Genomic DNA, 21,590 nt, shown 5'->3' with positions numbered 1-21,590 from the left:
TTATTGAATATAGGGGGCTAAACAATCATGGAAGTCTCACCACCAAAAATTCTAATATTGTACGCCAGTTACGGGGAAGGCCATGTACAGGCCGCCCGGGCAATTAAGGACAGTTTGCGAAGACTCGGACACTGCGAGGTACGACTACTTGACCTAATGGCTGAATCTCATCCCTGGTTGAACAGTCTGACCAAATTTGTATATATGCAAAGCTTCAAAACCATTCCACAGCTTTACGGATGGGTCTATAACATCACGCGCGGTATGCAGGCTACATCGGCCTTCGGCCATGTGTTGCATTCATTCGGAATGCGTCAACTTACGCTCACACTGAAAAAGGAGTTGCCCGACCTCGTAGTACATACATTCCCGCAGCTCGCGCTTCCGGCGTTACGTCGCAAAATGGGAATGCATTTGCCGATTGTCAACGTGGTTACGGATTTCGATCTGCATGGGCGCTGGCTGCATCCCGATATTGACCGCTACTATGTAGCCACTGAGGATATGCAGCAGGAAGCTGCCCAGCGGGGAATACCGATCGAACGCATTGCCGCGACGGGCATTCCGATCCACGCTTCTTTTTATAACATGTCTGCCGACGAAGCGCCTGTTCAAGAACAGCTAATCCCACCCCTACAGGCTGAGACTACTACGCTACTCATTATGGCTGGCGCCTATGGTGTGCTATCCGGCATAATGGATATCTGTCAGCAATTAAGCCAGCTTCCTCAGTTGCGGCTACTCATCGTCTGCGGTCGTAACCAGCAACTGAAGGCAGAATTGGATGCGCTGTATGCAGACTACCCGGACATTTACACCTATGGATTCGTGGACTTTGTTCCAGCACTTATGCGTGCGAGCAATCTGGTGATTACGAAGCCGGGCGGCATTACACTCTCAGAAAGCATTGCATCCGGTTTGCCTATTCTTGTGTTCAAGCCCGTACCCGGTCAGGAGCTAAATAATGCTCTATATTTGCAGCAAAAAGGAGCTGCCCGGATTGCTCGCACTACGGAGGAGCTGATTCAGCATTGTCTCGACCTGATTTCCATCCCCTCTCTTGCTGGAGAGATGACGCAGGCGATTAAGCTACTTCGCAAACCTCATCCCGCAGACCAAATTGCCGAGGATATTTTGCATCAGCTTGTGGATAAAAGAACCTCCGTCCGGACAAATTAACGGAGAATAAGCCAGACGGAGGGGATACCAATGGAACGCAAAGGAAAGGATTTACTCCCACTAACGGGTGATAAGGTAGAAGTGGACGGTGTTTATATTGATGAGGATGGACATGAGCAGCATTTGCACAGAGGCCAGCATTTTCCCGCTGATGTAGTTTTGGGTACTTCCGAGTGGAAAATGACCGAATATGCCTTTGATAACCATCACGAGGGACGTACCGATGAACGACTTATCCCCAAAGAGGATGACAAGAATAAAATGGGTAAAATCACACATCCACGCCGCCATTTAAAAACTGGTGACCGATAATTACGAAAGTATATCCACAATTACACCCAATATGTTGATAGTTTGTGGACAAACTGTGTGCAAAGTATGAATTATCGTAATATTATCTACAGATTGTGCACAACTTGTGTATAAATAATGTTATTTCTGTGGATAAATATTAATATGTGGTGGATAAAGTGTATACAACATGTGCAAAACATGTGCATAACCGTTTAAAAGGCTGAACGAATTCTTTTCGTTCAGCCTTTTTCGTATTTTTATACACATTCTCTAATTCATTTTTTTACCGAGATCGGGTATGTTCGAACGAGAAATCGCTCCCGGAACGATGAGTTGCCCAAAAAGGACTCTATCCCATTAACGGAGACTCATCGAAAATTCGCAAATAGCGCATAGAGGAGTGTAAAATGGAAACGGGGACGAACAGAGTCAAAAGAGGAATTACCGAAATGTAATAAGGCGTAGTCATCATAGAAATTCTCGCTTCAGGCGGGCGAACATATGCAGGAACGCGGTATATAGAAGCATCTAGCAAAACTCGTTGACCAAAATTTGGAGTAGGGGTGATCCGAATGGCATCTATTAAAATCCTTTCACTTAATGTCGGCATGCCCAAGCAGATCCAGTTTAATCAGAAGGACGTTTCTACGGGGATATTCAAGTCGGCCACAGATGAATATTTGTATTTATCTTATCTAAACTTCGAAGGGGATGGGCAGGGCGATCTAGTTCATCACGGGGGTAAAGAGAAAGCTGTATGCGTCTATCCCTACGAGCACTATCCGTTCTGGGAAAATGAATTGCGGAGACCGCTCGATTACGGCGCGTTCGGGGAAAATTTAACGATAAAGGGTTTGCTAGAATCCGACGTTTGCATTGGAGACGTCTTTAAGCTTGGCAAAGCTATCGTTCAAGTTAGCCAACCGAGACAGCCTTGCTACAAGTTGTCCATCAAGTACGGCGTACCGGACATGCCCTTGAAGGTACAGCAAACAGGCCACACGGGATTCTACTTCCGCGTTTTGGAAGAGGGAGTTGCCTCTAAAGCCGACGGACTATCCCTCCTTCATCGCCATCCGAAAGCAATTACGGTTTCATTTGCCAATCGAATTATGCATCAAGAGAAGAATCATATCGAGGGTATTAAGCAAATTCTCGAAGTGGAAGAATTGTCCTTAAACTGGAGAAATACGTTTCTAAAACGTTTGGCGGGAACCGAAACGGATTCTCGGGAAAGACTATCAGGCAATTCGTAAGATGGAAGTGGTTCAATGAGTCTGCAAGCTCGTCTGGCTGCAGTCGAACATCGAATCTGCGAAGCTTGTGGGCGATGCGACAGAAGCGCAGTCCAAAGGTTATCGCCAAATTCGAGTATATCCATTCGCTTGACCGCTTATCCTTTGTGTAGAGCCAATTTTTTTACCGTGATCGGGCATATCCTTCAATCCTGTCCTCATAGCTTGTATAGTACGGAGACTTAGCTTGAATCTTTTATAAAGGAGGATATGCCTGACATGTCAGTCTATAAGTCTTCCACAGGATTGGATGAAAATATAGCAGCTGTCCTGTGCTATTTGTTCGCCTTTATTGGCGCGCTGGCCTTTGTCATGCTGGAAAAGAAAAGCCGATTCGTATTATTTCACGCACTGCAATCCATACTTCTTTTTGTAGCCCTCATGATCGGACATGTGCTGGTAGGATTCATCCCCCTACTCGGTCCTTTCTTCGCTTCCCTGCTAACGCTGGCAGGCCTTGCCTTGTGGATTATCTTGTTAATTCGTGCGGGACAAGGAAAGTGGCTCAAGCTTCCCTGGATAGGCGATCTGGCTCTTCATCAAGCCCGGCAGTTATGAAAACAGCAAAAAACCTTGATCCTAAGCAAGGAATCAAGGTTTTTTATGTTTGGGCAGTTCATTTTTTTACACTAGCTTCTTCTGTCCTATCAGGACTTTGAAAAATTCGATTCCAGTCGCTCCGGAGTGCAAGATATAGACGAACTAAACCATTTCGATCTATATCTTAGTCATTGGAAGTCGCTTATGGGATTTTTGCAAAATCCTCGTCTATATGGATGTGTCCCAGCTTATCTGGATTAACCATTAAATAAAAATTCTGAATATGCTCCCCGTCCGGTGTCAGTATGAGACATAAGGTTTCTCTCACTTTTCCGTCTTCCAGAAATGCCAGCTGGACCTCGCCATTGATGACGGTATGGCACACATCTCTTTCTCGTAAAACGGTTAATACCCGACGAGAAGTCAACAGGGCAAGAACACCTTTGCGTACAACCATCGGCCTCATCACCGTATGCACATTACCTCCGCCATCTGACACAAATACAGGTTGTTCAGCCAGTAGTTCCAGCATAGCAGTCACATCGTAGGCAAGAAAAGCTGTTGTAAAACGTTCTAGTAGTTTTATTCGGGATGAGTTATTCACATTGCGACTGGACTGAGCCTCAAAAGCAGATTCTCCGGAAGATAGAATACGACGGGAGCGACTGAACAACTGACGACAGTTGCTCTCCGTCTTCCCCAGCAATTCCGCAATATCTTTGTAATCATATTGAAAAGCTTCCCTCAGCACAAAAACAGCCCGCTCTATCGGCTTTAGCTGCTCCAGCAAAACCAGAAAAGCGTAAGATATCATATCTTTACGCTCTAACCAATCCGCAGGGAGATCTGCGCTTTCACCCAACGGCTCCGGCAGCCACTGTCCTACATATGTCTCTCTTTGCTTACGTGCAGAGTTCAGTAGATTCAGGCACCGATTCATCGTCATTTTGGCCACATAGGCTTTGGGATTGTGTATATTATCCAGGGGCTTATCCTTCAGCTCGACAAAGCAGTCTTGAACGACATCCTCGGCATCTGTAACCGTTCCAAGCATGCGATAAGCAATGGCAAAAGAATATTTGCGATATTTCTGATACAGCTCTTCCAGACTTACATCCACCGATTCTTGTTCAATTCTATGTTCTTTGCCAGACAAAGCATAGCCCCCTGTTCATTAAAGAATGCCCGGATACATGCCCGTTGCAATTGCAATCCGGTTCCAACTGTTAATCACGTTAACTGCGGTTATCAAATCTACGTATTCTTCCTCGGTAAAATGCTCTCTGACCCGATTATACAAATCTGTAGGTACCCCTTGTTCTGAGATACGAGTAACCGCTTCGGCTAATTCAAGCATAACACGTTCTTTTTCCGTGAACAAAGGAACCTCCCGCCATAAGGCTAGCTGCAAAATGTGGTCAGCATAATCCCCCAGCTTGAGCAGATCCTTCGCATGCATATCCAGACAATAGGAACATCCATTGATTTGGGATACTCTAATTTTCAGTAGTTCGTACAATACTTTGTCTGTAAAACGACCGGAAATATATTTCTCCATCTCCATCATCGCCTTGAACGTACTAGGACTCACTGTTCTGTGATTGAATCTTAAACTCACGATACATCGCCTCCATTATTGGTTTACATATAGAAGACAAATGAACATGTGATTTTGTGACAAAGTGCAATACATCAATTGGGAATTGCCCTCAATTGACATAGCATGTATTATAGATAAATGATTTTATGCAAAGAAGGTGAGCACTCACATGAGCGGAAAAGGTATTATAAAAGAATTTAAGGAATTCGCTGTACGGGGTAACGTGATTGACCTCGCGGTCGGTGTTATCATCGGTGGAGCGTTTGGCAAAATTGTCACTTCTGTGGTAAACGATATTATTATGCCTCCGATTGGTAAGCTTCTGGGAGGTATGAATTTTCCAGATTTGTATGTAGCTTTACAAGCTGCTGATCCTTTAAATGGTGACGGTACACGCAAGACTTTGGCACAGGCCAAAGAAGCAGGGATCGCGGTCCTCGCCTATGGTCAGTTCATTAACGTCCTGCTGGACTTTCTGATCGTGGCCTTCTGTGTGTTCATGCTGGTCAAAGGGATTAACATGCTGAAACGCAAAGAGGAAGAAAAACCTCCTCAGGAAAAAACGATCAAGGAATGTCCACATTGCCTATCCGAAATTCCTGTAGCCGCTACCCGTTGCGCACATTGCACTTCCAAGCTGGAAGGGTACGTGGAAGCACGCTGACTCAACCCACTTATATGACTACAATAAACGGCTTAAGACGCTCTATCGTCTTAAGCCGTTTTGGCATGTATAGAAAATTCAATTAGTTGAAATTGGTGATAATGCCACGGGGTCTGACGGGCAAGCCCTCAGCGTACAGATGGGAAACATCACCGAAGCCGATGCAACGGGGAACTGCCCATTCTTGGGAGCGCTCATCAAACAAGATCGTGGTTACGGAGCTAGGCGGCATCCAAAAACCGGACCAGACCAAGGCCAATGGCAACTCCAACAGATGAGCAAGCCAAGTCAGCCCGAAGCCGCCATGACAAAATACCGCCACCTGATCTTCAGTGTGCTTCAGAATCCGGTACCTGCCCTCCACCCGCTCAAAGCCTTGCCGTTTCAGGAACTCATCGGAATGAAGCTTCAGCCGCTCGAAGGTTTCAGGGCTTTGCGTTCCCTGATAATAGGAAATCTCCTGCCAAGAGTCATGAGTCGGCAGGGGCAACTCGGAACGGATCACTTCACCAGGCAAATCCCAATGGGAAAGACGGCCGTATGGGGTTTCCTCCAGCTTTAGAGCCAGCTCCTGCGTCCAGTGTTCTACTTCATGAGTCATACCCAGAGAGTCGGCGGTGTAGCGCATCGTATCCAAAGCCCTCCCCAAAGGAGAGGCATAAATTCGATCCAGTCCGTGACTGGAAAGCCGCTTGGCTAGTGCCTGGGCTTCCAAATGCCCCTCCGGCGTGATGGTGTTGTTGGGGTAATCGGGGTCTGCGTGTCGGATAATATACAATCTCATCATTGTTCTCCGTTCCTATGAATGGCGACAGGATCGCTTTATCTCATTTCATCGATTAGTTCTCCTGGTCTTTAACGTTTAACGTTTATTCAGCAAAGTTTCCAAAATCGCGCGCAAATCCCTATCTTCCTGGTAGACTTCCTCACCCGTATCCAGCTCAATAACCCGGATATATGTATAATTGGCTCTGACATCGACTGGTTTAAAAATCAATTCCTCCGGATTGTCTGGGCGGACATCATAGCCCATATTTTTGAACATATCCGTGATTTGATCAATCCCCGGCTTGCCCCCGCTTTCCAGCATAATCAACCCGCGAAGTTCCTTGGGTTCCTCCGGATGCATGACTCGAAAATGTACTATACATTCCATGTAAAATCGCTCCTTTCAATCATAAATCTATGTGATGTTTCAAATCCTTATGTTCCCAGCATACCCCAAATGCCACTCCACATTCCACACCCGCCTTCATATCGTCAGGACAGAAAACACGTTATACTGTAAAGTAGACCTTTGATTTCTGCTTACTATAGGAGGAACCACGATGAATAGCGAGCTTCTGGATATCTACGACGATGAAGACAACCCCCTTGGCACAGCCTCCCGACGAGACGCACATGCCAAGGGATACTGGCACCATACCTTTCACTGCTGGCTAGCACGAGACACTTCTACAGGCCGTCGCTTGCTATTCCAACAGCGTCAGGATACGAAGGATACCTTCCCCGGATGCTACGATATTACAGCAGCCGGTCATTTGACGGCAGGCGAAGATATGTCTCAGGCGGCTCGCGAGCTGGAGGAAGAACTGGGCATTCATGTTCCCTTTACCTCATTAACACCGCTGATGACCGTTCGGTATGAAAGCAAAGGTACCGCCCAGGGCACCTCTTTTTGGGATCGGGAGGTTAGCTCGGTGTTTGGACTGCTATCGAACCAGCCATTGGAAGCTTATCATCTCCAGCAAGAAGAAGTAGCCGGACTGTACGAAGCGGATCTTGACCAAGCACTGGCCCTTTTTGAAGGCTATATTCCCTTTATCGAAGCCCAAGGCATTACGTCAGGGCCGAACCCAGAAAAAACTCGCCGCCTGATCACATCGGATCAATTCGTGCCTCATAAGGCGGGCTATATTACATCTATATGCCGGGCACTGATGGAACTTCCTACCCGGTAATCTTTAGCTATTCCCCAGCTGACATATATTTGCCGATAATGCCTTCATACCGCCAGCCATACCGGGTCGACAGCTCTCTGCCCATATCATGCTCCAGCTCATACAGAATAAGATCCTGAGCAAAATGATTAAGCAGCAGGCCTGTCATTACCGGATGCTCGGTAATAAGCGCCTGTGTCGGGCAATTCTCTCCCCGCATCCCCAGCATGCACCAACGCCGATCAATAACAAAAGAAAACTTACGCCCTGCTGGTTCCTGTCCGTCTGTACCAGACCTAAGCGGTAACCACGGTCCCATCATGCTTTCTCCGTTATCGCAGGACCAGAGCAGACGCACACCTCGACTCTCGGCTTTCTCCAACTCTGTCCGCAGCAGTTCGGCTTCCTCGCGCCACAAGTCCAACACAATCTCATGCTCTGCCCGTTCCAACTCACGGGTCAGACTTTCCAGTACCTTCCGATCGCCTTCCGCATTATAAAAGGTCGGCTTGGTTGGTTCTGTTCGTGGCATTTCTTTCTCCACTGCACGTAGAGACTCCTGCATTTGTCCTTCGATCATCCGGGTTAATTCAGCCGGTGGCAGCATGCTGTAACGTACAGGCTCTCCCGCACTGGTTCTGAGGTATCCCTGCCCGGCCAAACGCTGTAAAGCCGCGTACACGTTGGAGCGTGATGCACCCAGACGCTTAGCCACTTCATAGCCGGAAGCCGCATTTTGCCTCGAAAGCTCGACCATAACCTTGGCTTCCATTTCCGTAAAACCCAGATTCCGCAGATGATGCAGCAAACGCTCCATATATTCTGTTCCCCCTATGCTGCCCGGCGTTATGTCTGTGTCCTGCAGCAGCCTGTTCGGCTGCGTTAAATCTGTTCAGCTCCGCAACGCGGGCACCACTTGGACCCTTTGGGTAGTTCTGCGGTGCAGATTTGGCATTTTACATTTTCACGTACTTGTGCAGACGGCGTTGCCGGTTTCTCAGCCCCGGAGTTGTTGGCCTTCCAATATCGAATCCGCTCGTCCAGCTCCTCCTGACGCTCACGCTCACGTGCCAATTCTTCAAGACGACGGTGTTCTTTTTCCAGATCTTCCTGACGACGGCGCTCCCACTCAGCGTCGAATGCCGCTTTTTCCTCCGGTGTAAAATCAGACACTGTATAATCGCGGTCTAGTCCCGCTGGTTCGTGTGTTTCATACCGCTCATCCTGTTCCTGTTCATGTCGATCGACTACTTCATGTTCTGCATACTCCGTGTAAGCAGGCGCAGCATCCTTCGCTACCTCTGGCTTGCGCAGATCAAAAGAATAGACGTCCGTTGGCACCTCTTCACGCACAGCAGCTACTTGTTTGGAAGCAGCCTGTCCTTCATTGAGCTTGCGTCCGCATTTAGGGCAAAAGTTCGCATCCAGAGGCACAACCGTTCCACAGGTGCATAAATGAGCGTTCTTCAATTCTGCAATTCTACTGCGCAGCTCGTCAATTTCATCCTGAAGCTCATCACAAGCAGTGGATAGCTGTGTCATCTCGGTTTCTGCCACCGACATGTCGGATGCGCGATAACCTTCGTAAAAGATTTGACCCATTCGCAAGAAATGAACATCCATTTCCTGCTGGATCGTTGTAATTTGTGAATTGATCTTACTAATCTCGACAGCATGCTGCGCCTTTTCTGTTGCGCGATTAGCGCCTTCCTTTATACGTTGAATCAGCTTCATCGTTATTTCCTCCCCATATCCAGCCGGATTTCACTGTACCGTCCGTATATCCCAAAGTTTTTTTTCTGTTGGCAAACCTCGAACTCCTGTATAATGGAATGCGGTCATATCGCCTGTTTGAAGGCTATAGGCATTGGCGTCAACGTATTGATGTTCTGACGCTTCGGCAAGATCCGCATGAATTTCAGCATTATTTTAGTCCATCGCCTTGTTCTTATCGTCAGCTAAAGCTGACTAGAACTCTATCATACCAAAAACTACCCCCATTTGTGAAAATGGAAGATTTTAAGAACGAAAGGGGTTTCAGGATTATGGACCCAAATCCTTCTTTTTACCCCCGACCCATCGGGGTTCCTTATTCAACGTCGAGCCCTCAGGCACGTCGTGCTTCCATGGATACCAGTATGACGCTGGTACCCGATACCGACCAAGACTCGGCCTATTTTCGTGCTTTAGAGAACGCCGGCATTCACCTGAACCGCCCGCAGATTCAGGCCGTCCGCCACGGCAAAGGTCCCCTACTGACCCTTGCAGGGGCTGGCTGCGGCAAAACCACAGTGCTGGCTGCCCGCGCAGGCTACCTGATGGCGATGCGGGATGTTCCTGCATCGTCCATTCTGCTGGTGACCTTCACCAGCAAGGCAGCTGCCGAGATGAAACTGCGCATCGCGGGATTACCCGGTGTGCGCCCTGCCGCTGCACGTGCAGTTCAGGCACGCACGTTTCACTCATTCGCTTTAGCGATGCTGCGTCATCGCGGCGTGCAAGATGAAGTGTTCGGTGAAACGCAGGCCCAGCATACCGTCATGAAAATGATGCTGCGGCAGCTTGGGCTCAGCGAAGCTTTCCAGCCGGAAAGCCTGCTGTCTGCCCTCTCCGCCTGGAAAGCGGAAGGCCGCAGCGCGGACGAGCTGCCGGAAACCGTGCGCGAGGAATCGGATGCCAAGCGTGCCATGCTCGCTTATGAAGCGTGGAAACAGGAGCGCAATAAAATGGATTTTGACGATATTCTGCTGCGTGCCTCCGCACTACTGCGTGACCCGGATGTGCTTCAGCCGCTTCAGCGACGTTTTTCACATATCATGGTCGATGAATTTCAGGATACGAATGCCCTCCAATATGAGATGGTGCAGCGGTTGGCTGCCCGACATCGCAATCTGATGGTTGTGGGGGATGATGACCAGACGATCTATACCTTTAATGGGGCACGCCAGGAATCTATTCTGGAGTTTGACAAGGTCTATAAGGATGCAAAGGTCATTACTCTGGATATTAATTATCGCAGCGATGCGCGGATTTTGGGGCTGGGCTCTAACATTGTCGCCAAAAATGTTCATCGACGCTCCAAACGTCTTGCGGCTGCCGGGCGTGAGGGCTTGCCGCCACAGTTTGCCACCCCATCTGGGCCTGAGGAAGAGGCGGGACATATTGTTACTCATCTGCTCGGGCAGGTAGAAGAAGGTCGTCTTCGCTACCGGGATATCGCTATTTTGCACCGGACAGCCAGCGGAAGCCGATCTATTTTTGAGCAATTAATTATGCGGGATGTCCCATTTATTCAGTACGGAGCAGGGGCTGTATTTTATGACCAGTCCCTGATTCGTCCTTTAATGGATCACCTGCGCTTGTCGCTAAATCCCCGACGTATGGAATCCATTCCGAGCACCCTTGGGCCGCTGTACGTCTCGCGTGAGGCTGGGATGGAATGGATTATGCGCGAGGAGAAACAGCAGGCTAAAAAATACCCGCTGATTCATCTCAGCCGCTGGGATCGACTACGTGATTTTCAGCGTGAACAAGTGAAAGAGCGTATTCGTCTGATTCGCAGTCTCACTACCATGAAACCTGCCTATGCCATTCAAGAAATGCGGCGCGTCTTTTATGACAAATATTTGGAAAGTGGAGATACGGGCGCGTGGACTCATTATAAGGAAACGATGCAAGAAAGTCTGGAGGAGCTCGAAACGGCAGCCAAGCGGTTTGACACTGTGGAGGCGTTCGTCAGCTTTGCGGACGAGCTTTCCGAGCGTCACCGCCAAATGGAATCGCTGCGCAGAGAGGAAGACAGCGATGCTGTTCGGCTCATGACGATCCACCGCGCCAAGGGATTGGAATTCCCTTGCGTATATTGGATCGGAGCCAGCGAAGGCATTCTGCCGCACAGCTCGGCGCTGCACAGCGAGCTGCCGGAGGATCGGCGGGCAGGCGCCGCCCCAACTACAGCTGTGGATAACGATGCAGCGCTTGAAGAAGAGCGCCGCCTCGCTTACGTGGCCGTCACCCGGGCGAAGGAGTTGCTATACATCACCTCCCCCGCCTCTAATCATGGCAAGCCTGCCGCCGTGTCACGCTTCCTGCTGGAAGCCTATGGGGTCACCCCTGAGGCTTCCAAGCCAGAAACACGCCGCAGTAGCTTCGGCCAAGCGAAGGGTGCTTCCGGGTATGGCAGCCGTGCTGGCGCTGGATCGCCAGCGTCTGGCACAGCGACCCGCGTGAGCAACAGGCCGGGACCAGGCAGCGCTACGGCACGGACAACCTCGTCGGTGGCAGGGTCTCCAGCGGAGCCACGCATCAACGTGCCTGTGTGGAAATGTACCGACGGCGCTTGCAAAGCGTGGATGCGTCGCGACACAACAAGCGGACGCCGTACAAGCGCGGCTAGCACAAGCACGCCGCCAGTGTGCCCGCTCTGCGCCTCCCCGATGACAGAGGGGACACGCAGCATCCCAGCCAGATAGGGATACGGCGTATAGCTGGTATGGAGAATTGTGCAGACCAATAATAAATCAAATAAAATTTGGACAGACCAAATAAAAAAGTGGCAGACTAGGACTTAAAAATAAAGCCCTAGCCTGCCACTATCTGTTTTAACTTGCTATTGAACGATCATGTCCTGTTAGATTATCCAAGCGTTCTATCACCCAATAGGTGTTCCATCAGGTAGTTTGATATCTGGTTTCAATAGAATCACATCCCCCTTTTCGGGTATTCCTCCAAGAACCAATACCTCTGAGTTAAAGCCTGCTATCCGTCGAGGTGGAAAGTTGACTACACCTATAATTTGTTCCCCTATAATATCTTCAGCCACATATCTTTCTGTAATTTGCGCACTCGAAGTTTTTACACCGATATCTTGTCCAAAATCAATTTCAAATTTAATATTTTGCAACTGTAGTATACTTTAAAGATTTTGCCCAAAAATACATTCCCATACCGAATAAAGTCATGATTCCACCTATGAATTGAAATGCAGAGATTATTTCTCCCAAGAATAAGTAGGCGAGAATTATGGCAAGAACAGGCTCTCCAATAATACCAACGGAGACCGTAGTTGCACCCATTGATTTCAACAACAGATTAAAAATATATTGTCCAAAAATAGTTGGGATTACTGCAAGTAACAAGAAATACATCCATTCCGACGAGTCATATTCAATCAAGGAATAATGATTCAACAAATTGTAGACCAGCAAGACGCTGCCACCAATAAAAAAAACAATAACACTATATAAATTTGCATTTATTTTGTGACTTACTTTCTGTCCTGCCAACATATATGCTGAAACCAAAATTGTTCCCAATAAAGATAATCCATCTCCGATCAATGCCTCTCTCGAAATCCCTATGTCTCCCCAAGCAATAATGATTGAACCGACAAGAGCGGCGATCAAACAAAGTATGGTTAATATGTTGGTTCGGTCTCTGAACATAAAGTATGAACCCATCATTACAAATAAAGGCTGTAAGGATAAGATGACCATAGAGCTCGCAACTGAGGTATATACTAAAGATTCCATCCAGAATAAGAAATGTAACCCGAGAAAAAGACCGGCTATGAAAACGGTAATCCAATCTTTTTTGTTCATTTCTAAGGTACGGAACATTTTCCAAGGTACAAAAGGAAGCATTATGAGTACTGACATATACAATCTGTACATCCCAGCCACAGAGGTTGGAGTATCTGAGGATTTGATCATGATGGATGAGATAGAGACAGACAGTATGCTGATTAAAAGCAAAATATACGGATGAAACGGTAACGACGATTGATTTATTTTCACATGTACGCCTCCAAGAGGTCTTATCCAATCGCCTGTGCACAGGATTGTAATGATAAGCCGAAGATCTGGTATAATAATATCACCACTTTTATTTATTTTGTGTAACTATATCTTTAATTTATATAGAAATATCGTCATCAGAAAGGACCTCGCTAAAATGGAAAAACAATTGCATGAGACCATTCTATATCCCGATGTTTCATTTCCATACATCATGTACACCCATACTATTCATGCAAGTAGTCCTGAAGGTAGAGGATTCAACGATCTACATTGGCATGAGGAACTACAAATCACTTTGGTTACCAAAGGGAAGCTAGTAATCCAAGTTAACGGGATTGATCATGAATTAGAAACAGGTCAGGCCATTTTAATTAATAAAGGTGTTCTTCACGTTACTACGCACCTTACACATAACGGCCAATATGTCAGTTTTAATTTTCCGGAGAAGCTGCTGGCCTTTTATGCAGATAGTGCGATGGAAAAAAACTATGTACTGCCTTATACAAACTCTCTCTTATTGTCATTAGTAATCAAAGGAGATGTTGAATGGCAAATTCAAATACTGCAAATGCTTTGGGATATGAAAGAGAAATTTGATATGAAAAAAAACTGGGGATGGGAATATGAGGTTTCTATTAAAACAGTACAATTATGGTTCATCATAATTTCTAACATTTCGCTTTCTTCGGAGGAAGCACCTAAACACATGAAACTGCAACAGGAAAGACTTCAATTGATGCTCAGCTTTATCCATCAAAACTATTCAGACAATATAACACTGCAAGAAATTGCTGAAGTAGCACATTTAAGTATTTCGGAATGCACTCGTAGTTTTAAGAGAACCATTCATATGACACCTTACGACTATTTAATTAAGTACCGTATCAAGAAAAGCAGCGAGTTATTAATTTCAACAGATTCTACAATAACTGAAATAGCCCACAGAGTGGGGTTCAATCATGTAAATCACTTCATTCAATCTTTTAAAAAACATCATGAAAGAACACCTAAAGATTTCCGGAAATTTAGAAATGAAATCAAGGATTAAGGGCTATTTCTTTTCTGGTTGCGTGATACCGCTCTAATACCAACAGTCACCTATATTCCGTTGTACTTCTCAACCGGCGCGCGACAGCGGCCTAATTCGTCAATCAATAGATAGCTTAAAATCAACAATAGTTTGCTCAGCCGTGATCTCATAGCCTAAGCCCTCGTAAAGATATACAGCGGCTTGGTTCTCCTTCAGTACTCCCAGGTAGATATCTGATGAAAGTGACCTGCCCAGTTTTGTAAGTTGGCTCGTCAAGTGCTTTGCTAGGCCTTTCCCTCTGTGAGTAGGGCTTGTGTATATGTTTCCGAGCTCAACAAGTTTAGAATCATAAAAGTGGAAGCCGCCCACGACAATAAAATGACCACATTCCTTTATCCCAAGGAAAGGATATTGTTCGAGTTCGCTCCTCGTAAAAAATTTCATGCCGCCATTTCGTAATAAATCCACTATATCTGAAAGGTCATTTTCCTTAACTAGCTCAGCCCAGTTTGAATCGAGCAGTTTCGATTGATCCATATGCTTCATTGTTAAAAAACGTTGTGGGTTACCCAATATAAGACCATGAGATTGAAAAAGTTCAAGGTCACGATTACAGAGGATTGTACCACAAACAGTATTTTTCTTAAGTTGAATGATTTCCTCAGTAAAAGTAATAAGAGCTGGAAAGTTAAGTTTCTCGCGATTTATGCAATGGAAAGAAAAAGCAGGGAAGGATAGCCCCCAAAAGTATGCTAAGACCGCCGTCAGCTTGTCGTCTATATATTGACCAACAAATTTAGCCTGCTCCTTACGTTGACTTAAATAGCTATAGAATAACAAGTGTTGGTCTCTATTAATCTGGTCAGTTAATTGACTAATTGTTTCGTAGGTAAGCAATCGATGAGAAATCATTTATTAGTCCCTTTCATTAGTCATACTTTTCCTATGCGTGGAATACCTACTGGCATGATACCACAAATTGAAACTATTCTTCCCGCTTATTCCATATAGCCTTAAAAAATATTGGGTTATACATTTCTATAAAGATAAATTGTTTGCCGCCCGAGTATAAAAATCCATAATTTAAGGATGATTTTTCCCGAAATTCATTGTATGGTTCCTGCCTCGCGTCTAATTTATGATGAAATTAAAGAGAGGTGAGGCACTGAAAAAATTAATGACAAATATTGAAAACGCATACAAATGAAGAAGGAATGTTTAAAAGTGCAAGCTGGTCCTTAATCACCTGTCATCGATTACTTCAAAGTGTACTTAATATGTACACACTTATGAAAGCGTTTTCTGTACGATGCGTTGCAGATTAACTAAGGCGTTAACATCTAATTCAAGGAGTGAGTCATATGCCAGACCCATGGAAAAAAAGGTTTCTCAGTATTCTCAGTTTTGTTCTCTTATCCTTTTTGTTGGTATCTCTCAGTTTAATTCCAAGCCTAGCAAAAGCAGAATCAGCTCACTTGGTCACTGACGGTAGCCCCTTTCCTATAGTCGTCAGCTCCAAAAATGCAATTCTTCAAGGTTACGGGGTAGAAAAACGGGATATACCCTATACCGGCGATACGCTTTATAAAGGCGATGGCTATGTATCCTTCTTTTATGACTATGACCCAAACTCAGGAAAGTCTGACGGGACGGCTACGTTTAAAGTGAACGTGCCTACAGCAGGTCTTTATAGGCTGAGCCTCGGCTACTACATTCCGGCGGACACCGGCTCCAAGGATACCAGCATCAAGGTCAATGGCACAATGGCTGAAAACGTAACGCTGGCTGCTCCTCCGAAAGGTGCGGCGGTGAACGAGAAAATGGTAACTAAGATCATGCTGAATGCTGGCACAAACGAGCTGACTTTTTCAAGAGGCTGGGGATATTACGGGATCGAGTATGTGAAGGTTGAATTCGCCAATCTGCCTGCTGCCATAAGCAAAATGGAAGCCGAAGAAGGAGCCATTACTGGTGAGGTCAGCATCGAAGCTGCTGATACGGGTTATTCCGGTACCGGTTACGCAGCCTTTAAAGGCACAGGGTCGTTAACCTTTGCCTATAACGCAGCCTCAAGCGGGCTTTACAATCTTGCAATCGGTTACAGTAACCCCAATGGAGACAAAAAGACTCAATTGGTGGTCAATGGCCAGACCAGCGAAACATCACTCCCGACAACAGCAAGCTACACAGAGGTATCTGGCGGTAAACTGATGCTGAGTGCGGGAAACAATACCATACAGTTCAATGTCGATTCGGACCAATATCATATCGACTACGTCAAGCTGTCAGCAGTGTCCCCCCCGAAATTGCATCAGATTGAGAAAAAGCCAGTAAACCCGAATGCGACTGCGGAAACCAAGGCACTTATGGGTTATCTCGTCGATAGTTACGGCAGCAATATTCTTTCCGGTCAGCACACTCTTGAGGATGCCCAGTGGATTAAAGACCAAACTGGAAAGTATCCTGCGATGTTATCAACGGACATGATGGATTATTCCCCCTCTCGCATCGAACATGGCGCCACCTCAACTGAAGTGGAAAAGGCGATTCAATGGGCCAAAGAAGGTGGAATTGTCACATTCGCATGGCACTGGAATGCTCCTAAGGGACTGCATGATATTCCCGGCAAAGAATGGTGGCGCGGGTTTTACAAGGACGCTACTACATTCGACGTTCAATATGCGCTCACTCATCCCGAGTCGGAAGAGTATCAGCTTATCCTAAGGGATATCGATGCTATTGCTGCTCAGTTGAAACGTCTCCAAGACGCTCACGTTCCGGTGCTGTGGAGACCGCTGCACGAGGCGGAGGGCAAATGGTTCTGGTGGGGCGCCCAAGGGCCAGACTCTGCCAAGCAACTGTACCATATCATGTACGACCGCCTAACAAACTACCATCACCTGAACAACCTGATCTGGGTATGGAACTCCGAGAGCCCCGAGTGGTATCCGGGAGACGATGTCATCGATATTGTAAGTGTGGATATCTACAACCAGGCGGCTAATTATAGCCCAAGTATCGGCAAGTATGACAGCTTGGTGAATCTCGTGCAAGGCAAGAAGCTGGTTGGTCTGTCCGAAAACGGTCCGATTGGCGATCCTGAATTATTTCAAACATATTCAGCGCATTGGCTCTTTTTCACCACATGGACAGGCGACTTCATCCGCAACGGACAATATAACTCCCTGGATCATCTCATAAAAGTGTTCAACAGCGATTACGTGATCACGAGGGATGAGCTTCCCCAAGACCTATTTACTTCGTCCAAGAATGAAGCGGAGTAAATTACTTTAAACGTATCCGTAACTATACCGTCCCATCCAGCGTCGTAAAGTAACGAAGTAGTCTTCCTCTAACAAACAGCGGCCGCCTCTGAAAATAACCAGGGTAGCCGCTGTTTATTTGTACCTCAAATGCTCCATATTTCTATTCTCCCGTTTCGTTAATGTAGCTACTTTTCTAACCAAGAGAACATTATGAAAAAGGACCGTCTCCTCTCCGGCAGGAAAGTGGAAACGGCCCCGTTCTTTTATGCGAAACGAGTTAGTTCGTGGACCACAGCTTAATTCGGTCTTGGATATGCTTGGTAAAGGATTGTTCCATTTCTTGCACTCCAGCTTTCTCTAGTTCTGCCATATAGGCATCCCAAACCTTGTCGAAGTTTTCCGGTTTAGTCATGACAGCTTCCGGAATTCGTTTCCATGTAATATCCTTCATCTTGGCTCCAAGAATAACAGCCGGATCGTCATTGGGAAGAGACATTGTATATGCTGCTCCGTATGCTCTAGGCGGAAATTCCTCTTCCTTCGGGAATAGATCTTTCCAGTGCTCGATCTTATAAGCCTTAAGAACTTCCTTCTCCGACTTATTGTAAGTCGCTGTCAGCAGTTCTGGATAACTACGAGTGAAATAGTTGCCGGTTGAGTCCTCGATGCCATCACCATAATGGACCGACAAGTTCCAATATAGGCCGATTCCAGACTCTTTTTGGAAAGCCGCATTGTCATTGTTTATCCGTTCAAGTACAGCCGGAGTAATCGTCCGTTTGCCGTCTTTCATCGTGTAATGCTTTCCTTCAATTCCCCAGTTATTCAGGACTTGCCCCTCTTCCGATGCTAGAAAGTCGAGAAACTGGATAGCGCGTACCGGATCCTTGCATTTGCTAGAGATTGAGATTCCGTACCCCCCATCAAAACCAGGCAGCCAGAAGTTGGTATCCTTGTACTCCTTGCTCATGGTAACTGGATAATGACCGTAAGTCTGATCGAATTTGCCCTCCGCCTTCAGCGCATTTTGTCCGTCGCCATAGTCCCATTCCGGATCGGCCAGGCCCAGTACGCGACCTGAAGCCACTTTCGCTTTAAACTGGTCAGTCTTTTGCACAAAGCTTTCCGGATCAAGTAATCCAATGGCATTCATGTGATTCAACCAGCGAAAATATTCTTTTTCTTCCGGTCGACGGAAATGATAAGTCGCTTGGTGTGTTTTTTGATCGATGTAGTATTCACCATCGTCTGGTCCCCCTGTTGTTTGGAATCCTGAGTTCGTTACCTGGTACATATGCCAATCGTCCGCATTTAGGGACAGTCCGATATTTTTGTTGCCATTTTCATCCGTCGGATGCTTGGTTAGATAGTCCTTAATGACTTTTTCAAAATCCTGTACCGTACGAATGTCTGGGTATCCCGCTTCCTTGACGACACGGTGTTGGAGTTTAAATCCTACGTCGGGTTTGATTTTTTTCTCTTCGACAGCAGACCAAGTTGGAATCACATAGATTGATGGGTCGTCCAAACTGTACTTTGTTCGAACAAGCTTGTCACCCAGCATTTTTTTGATGTTTGGTGCATGCTTGTCGATCAAATCCGTCAGATCAATGATTGCGCCAGCATCGACAAGTTTGCCAACATCCGCCTTAGCAGCGATTAAATCAGGATAGTTTCCTGTGGCAGCAATCAATGAAATCTTTTGGACCGGGTCACCGACAGCGAATTCAGCATCAAGGGTTACTCCCGTTTTTTCAGCGATGACCTTACCGACTTCATCCTTCATGCTATTCCAGTTTGTGCTGGAGTCTTCCGAGAAATAAGTAAGCGTGATGTCACCCGTTGTTACGGCCTTGGTAGCCTCGGACGGATTATTACCGCTGCACCCTGCAAGGGTCGCCACTAAAGTCAGTGACATTACGAAAGATACGATCATTCTGTTTTTTCTTGACTTCATGGAGCGAAACCTCCCTGTATAATGAATGTTTGCTGCTTCGTTTTAGCTTTTTACCGCTCCAAGCGTCATACCTTTAACAAAATACTTTTGTAGAAAAGGATAGACGATAAGAATCGGGACTGTAACAATGATGGTGATTGCCATTTTGACCGATTCCGGAGACACTTGTGCCATACGCTCAGCCATATTGGCAGCATCCTGAGAATTGGTTGCGCTCGTTGTAGTACTCTGCAAAATTTTCATCAATTCATATTGCAGGGTCGTCAACGATTCGTTAGACCCATTAAACAGATAAGTATCGAACCAAGAGTTCCATTGCCCTACTGCCAAGAAGAGCGCTACGGTCGCTAATGCTGGTTTGCAAAGAGGAAGAATAACGCGCCAATATATCGTGAAATCGTTGGCACCATCCAGCTTGGCTGATTCTTGCAACGCATAAGGCAGACCATCAATGAAGGAACGAATAATGAAGACATTAAACGCACTTACAAGGCCGGGTAAAATATAGACGGCAAATGTATCAATCAAATGCAATTCCTTCATCAAGATAAAACCTGGGATTAATCCCCCGGAAACATACATGGTGACGGCAAGAAAGATTGAGATGAACCTTCGAGCTTGAAAGTCACTTCGTGCAAGCGTATACGCAAGCATCGAACCGCTGGCCAAGCCCGCTACGGTGCCAATGACGGTCCGCAGAAAGGATATCTTGAATCCAGTGATTAACCCCTCATAGGTGAAAATCAAATCGTAATTCTTCAACGTAAATTGTCTTGGCCAGATGGTGATTCCCCCTCTAATGGTATCTACCGAATCATTAAAAGAGATAGCCAGTACATTTAAGAACGGATAGATTGTTAGAACGGTTACCACAATCATGAAAAGATAAACAACGACTTCTAAGATTCGATCTTGTGGTGATTTCGCCTTAAGCCAGTTGTTTAATCGGCCGACTGGCGTACTGCTTTTGACAGCCTCCATGTCCTTTATCCTCCCTACATAATACTCTCGTTGGTATAGCGCTTAAAGATTCCGTTAGCCGCAAACAATAGGATCAGGCTTATCACCGAATTAAAGATATTAATTGCCGTTCCGAAAGAGTAACGTCCCATCGCCAGACCATAATTAAGCGCATACAAATCAAGTACTTCAGAGTAATCAATGACCAGGTGATTGCCCAGCAAAAATTGTTTCTCGAATCCCGTACCGAGCAAATGACCAATAGACATAATCAGGAGGATGATAATGGTCGGCCGGATCCCTGGCAGCGTGATATGCCACATTTGCCGGAATCGGCTAGCGCCGTCGACCCGCGCAGCCTCGTATAATTCAGGACCAATACCGGCGATGGCAGCCAGATAAATAATGGCGTTCCAACCTGTTTCCTTCCAGATGTCTCCGAAGGTTACAACCCACCAAAATAATTTACCTTGGGCCATAAACTGGATCGGCTGTTCGATGATGCCTAGACCCATGAACATATCATTCACGACACCGCCATCCGCTGAAAGCATTTTGGTGACAATGCCTGCAGCAACCACCCATGAAACAAAGTGCGGCAGATAAGATACCGTCTGAACAAATCGTTTTATAACCTGGATACGAACCTCGTTGAGCAGTAAAGCAAAGACAACCGGCACGATAAAACCGGCGATCAGTCCCATAAGACTCATAGCCAGCGTGTTCCGCAGCACTTGGTAGAAATGATCATCTCGGAACAAAGTACGAAAATGCTCCAAGCCCACCCACTTTTGCTCAAAAAAACTCAAACCGGGTTTATATTTTTGAAAGGCCATTGTCCAGCCCCATAGCGGCAAATACTGGAAGACAAAAACCCAAATAACAAACGGAATGGACATGTAGTAAAGATACCTCTGGCTTTTAAATACCTTCCAAGCATTCCTCTCCGTCTTTTTGTATGCCTTTTCCGAAACCACTGTTACCGCTTTCATTTTTTTCATCCCCTCTCTTAAAATCCATCATAAAACAGAGAGGAGTCCGCGCCCATACAACGGATTTCGGAAAAA

Annotated in this window: 20 protein-coding genes and 1 pseudogene; 9 read left to right on the top strand and 12 right to left on the bottom strand. The window is 46.3% G+C overall.

Annotated features, from left to right (window positions below; all coding sequences use genetic code 11):
• The first annotated feature begins 27 nt into the window (after window positions 1-27).
• The 4 genes from NSQ57_RS02865 (at window position 28) to NSQ57_RS02850 (ending at window position 3,326) form a co-directional block, all read left to right on the top strand.
• Entirely contained in the window at window positions 28-1,179 is a 1,152-nt protein-coding gene (locus tag NSQ57_RS02865) for a glycosyltransferase (protein WP_342425604.1), read from the top strand.
• A 30-nt stretch (window positions 1,180-1,209) separates the two neighbouring features.
• The gene (locus NSQ57_RS02860) at window positions 1,210-1,491 is read left to right on the top strand and encodes a hypothetical protein (protein ID WP_029515942.1); all 282 of its coding nucleotides are present in this window, start codon (window positions 1,210-1,212) and stop codon (window positions 1,489-1,491) included.
• 554 nt (window positions 1,492-2,045) lie between these two features.
• Window positions 2,046-2,729, top strand: a complete 684-nt coding sequence (locus NSQ57_RS02855) for an MOSC domain-containing protein (protein ID WP_039270413.1) — start codon at window positions 2,046-2,048, stop codon at window positions 2,727-2,729.
• Window positions 2,730-2,987: 258 nt separating this feature from the next.
• The gene (locus NSQ57_RS02850) at window positions 2,988-3,326 is read left to right on the top strand and encodes a hypothetical protein (RefSeq protein WP_029515944.1); all 339 of its coding nucleotides are present in this window, start codon (window positions 2,988-2,990) and stop codon (window positions 3,324-3,326) included.
• Between the two features lie 184 nt (window positions 3,327-3,510).
• On the opposite strand, the gene NSQ57_RS02845 is transcribed toward NSQ57_RS02850, so the two are convergent.
• Window positions 3,511-4,464: a sigma-70 family RNA polymerase sigma factor gene (locus NSQ57_RS02845; RefSeq protein WP_318627617.1), complete on the bottom strand. Its 954-nt coding sequence runs from the start codon at window positions 4,462-4,464 to the stop codon at window positions 3,511-3,513.
• An 18-nt stretch (window positions 4,465-4,482) separates the two neighbouring features.
• Window positions 4,483-4,926 (bottom strand): carboxymuconolactone decarboxylase family protein, encoded by a 444-nt coding sequence (locus NSQ57_RS02840; RefSeq protein WP_039270408.1) that lies wholly within the window; start codon window positions 4,924-4,926, stop codon window positions 4,483-4,485.
• Window positions 4,927-5,077: 151 nt separating this feature from the next.
• On the opposite strand from NSQ57_RS02840, the gene mscL reads away from it, so the two are divergent.
• Complete coding sequence (gene mscL, locus NSQ57_RS02835) at window positions 5,078-5,572, top strand: large conductance mechanosensitive channel protein MscL (RefSeq protein ID WP_029515947.1); 495 nt, start codon at window positions 5,078-5,080, stop codon at window positions 5,570-5,572.
• Window positions 5,573-5,654: 82 nt separating this feature from the next.
• Here mscL and NSQ57_RS02830 read toward each other — a convergent pair whose 3' ends face one another.
• Together NSQ57_RS02830 and NSQ57_RS02825 are read right to left on the bottom strand one after the other, a co-directional pair.
• Entirely contained in the window at window positions 5,655-6,356 is a 702-nt protein-coding gene (locus tag NSQ57_RS02830; RefSeq protein ID WP_029515948.1) for a histidine phosphatase family protein, read from the bottom strand.
• Window positions 6,357-6,434: 78 nt separating this feature from the next.
• Window positions 6,435-6,728: a hypothetical protein gene (locus NSQ57_RS02825; protein ID WP_029515949.1), complete on the bottom strand. Its 294-nt coding sequence runs from the start codon at window positions 6,726-6,728 to the stop codon at window positions 6,435-6,437.
• Window positions 6,729-6,900: 172 nt separating this feature from the next.
• Here NSQ57_RS02825 and NSQ57_RS02820 point away from each other — a divergent pair, with 172 nt between their 5' ends.
• Window positions 6,901-7,533 carry an NUDIX domain-containing protein gene (locus NSQ57_RS02820; RefSeq protein WP_029515950.1) on the top strand — a complete coding sequence of 211 codons (633 nt, stop codon included), beginning with the start codon at window positions 6,901-6,903 and terminating at the stop codon, window positions 7,531-7,533.
• A 7-nt stretch (window positions 7,534-7,540) separates the two neighbouring features.
• On the opposite strand, the gene NSQ57_RS02815 is transcribed toward NSQ57_RS02820, so the two are convergent.
• Complete coding sequence (locus NSQ57_RS02815) at window positions 7,541-8,329, bottom strand: TrmB family transcriptional regulator (protein WP_029515951.1); 789 nt, start codon at window positions 8,327-8,329, stop codon at window positions 7,541-7,543.
• A gap of 65 nt (window positions 8,330-8,394) precedes the next feature.
• Window positions 8,395-9,246 carry a zinc ribbon domain-containing protein gene (locus NSQ57_RS02810; RefSeq protein WP_342425603.1) on the bottom strand — a complete coding sequence of 284 codons (852 nt, stop codon included), beginning with the start codon at window positions 9,244-9,246 and terminating at the stop codon, window positions 8,395-8,397.
• 311 nt (window positions 9,247-9,557) lie between these two features.
• Between NSQ57_RS02810 and NSQ57_RS02805 the strand changes: the two genes are divergently transcribed.
• A complete protein-coding gene (locus NSQ57_RS02805) occupies window positions 9,558-11,984 on the top strand; it encodes a UvrD-helicase domain-containing protein (RefSeq protein ID WP_318627619.1) in 2,427 nt (808 codons plus the stop codon).
• A gap of 179 nt (window positions 11,985-12,163) precedes the next feature.
• On the opposite strand, the pseudogene NSQ57_RS02800 reads toward NSQ57_RS02805, so the two are convergent.
• A pseudogene (locus NSQ57_RS02800) lies at window positions 12,164-12,406 on the bottom strand (tRNA-binding protein); the annotation flags it as partial.
• Window positions 12,402-13,307: a DMT family transporter gene (locus NSQ57_RS02795; RefSeq protein WP_342425601.1), complete on the bottom strand. Its 906-nt coding sequence runs from the start codon at window positions 13,305-13,307 to the stop codon at window positions 12,402-12,404. The gene NSQ57_RS02795 and the pseudogene NSQ57_RS02800, both read right to left, overlap by 5 nt.
• Window positions 13,308-13,464: 157 nt before the next feature.
• On the opposite strand from NSQ57_RS02795, the gene NSQ57_RS02790 reads away from it, so the two are divergent.
• Complete coding sequence (locus NSQ57_RS02790) at window positions 13,465-14,358, top strand: AraC family transcriptional regulator (protein ID WP_318627621.1); 894 nt, start codon at window positions 13,465-13,467, stop codon at window positions 14,356-14,358.
• 99 nt (window positions 14,359-14,457) lie between these two features.
• On the opposite strand, the gene NSQ57_RS02785 is transcribed toward NSQ57_RS02790, so the two are convergent.
• A complete protein-coding gene (locus NSQ57_RS02785) occupies window positions 14,458-15,252 on the bottom strand; it encodes a GNAT family N-acetyltransferase (RefSeq protein ID WP_340931269.1) in 795 nt (264 codons plus the stop codon).
• A gap of 449 nt (window positions 15,253-15,701) precedes the next feature.
• Here NSQ57_RS02785 and NSQ57_RS02780 point away from each other — a divergent pair, with 449 nt between their 5' ends.
• The gene (locus NSQ57_RS02780; protein ID WP_342425600.1) at window positions 15,702-17,624 is read left to right on the top strand and encodes a glycosyl hydrolase; all 1,923 of its coding nucleotides are present in this window, start codon (window positions 15,702-15,704) and stop codon (window positions 17,622-17,624) included.
• 259 nt (window positions 17,625-17,883) lie between these two features.
• Here the strand turns inward: NSQ57_RS02780 and NSQ57_RS02775 are convergent, their stop codons facing one another.
• From NSQ57_RS02775 to NSQ57_RS02765, 3 genes are read right to left on the bottom strand one after another with little or no spacing between them, the layout of a single operon-like run.
• Window positions 17,884-19,563, bottom strand: coding sequence for an ABC transporter substrate-binding protein (locus NSQ57_RS02775; protein WP_342425599.1), 1,680 nt, complete (start codon window positions 19,561-19,563; stop codon window positions 17,884-17,886).
• A gap of 42 nt (window positions 19,564-19,605) precedes the next feature.
• Window positions 19,606-20,544 (bottom strand): carbohydrate ABC transporter permease, encoded by a 939-nt coding sequence (locus NSQ57_RS02770; RefSeq protein WP_029515959.1) that lies wholly within the window; start codon window positions 20,542-20,544, stop codon window positions 19,606-19,608.
• A 14-nt stretch (window positions 20,545-20,558) separates the two neighbouring features.
• On the bottom strand, window positions 20,559-21,515 hold the full coding sequence (locus NSQ57_RS02765; protein WP_029515960.1) for a sugar ABC transporter permease: 957 nt from the start codon (window positions 21,513-21,515) through the stop codon (window positions 20,559-20,561).
• Window positions 21,516-21,590 lie beyond the last annotated feature (75 nt).

Origin of the sequence: Paenibacillus sp. FSL L8-0502 (assembly GCF_038593055.1) — a bacterium.
GTDB lineage: Bacteria > Bacillota > Bacilli > Paenibacillales > Paenibacillaceae > Paenibacillus > Paenibacillus polymyxa_D.
Note: the sequence above shows the minus strand (reverse complement) of the source record. Positions and strands in the feature narration are given on the sequence as shown.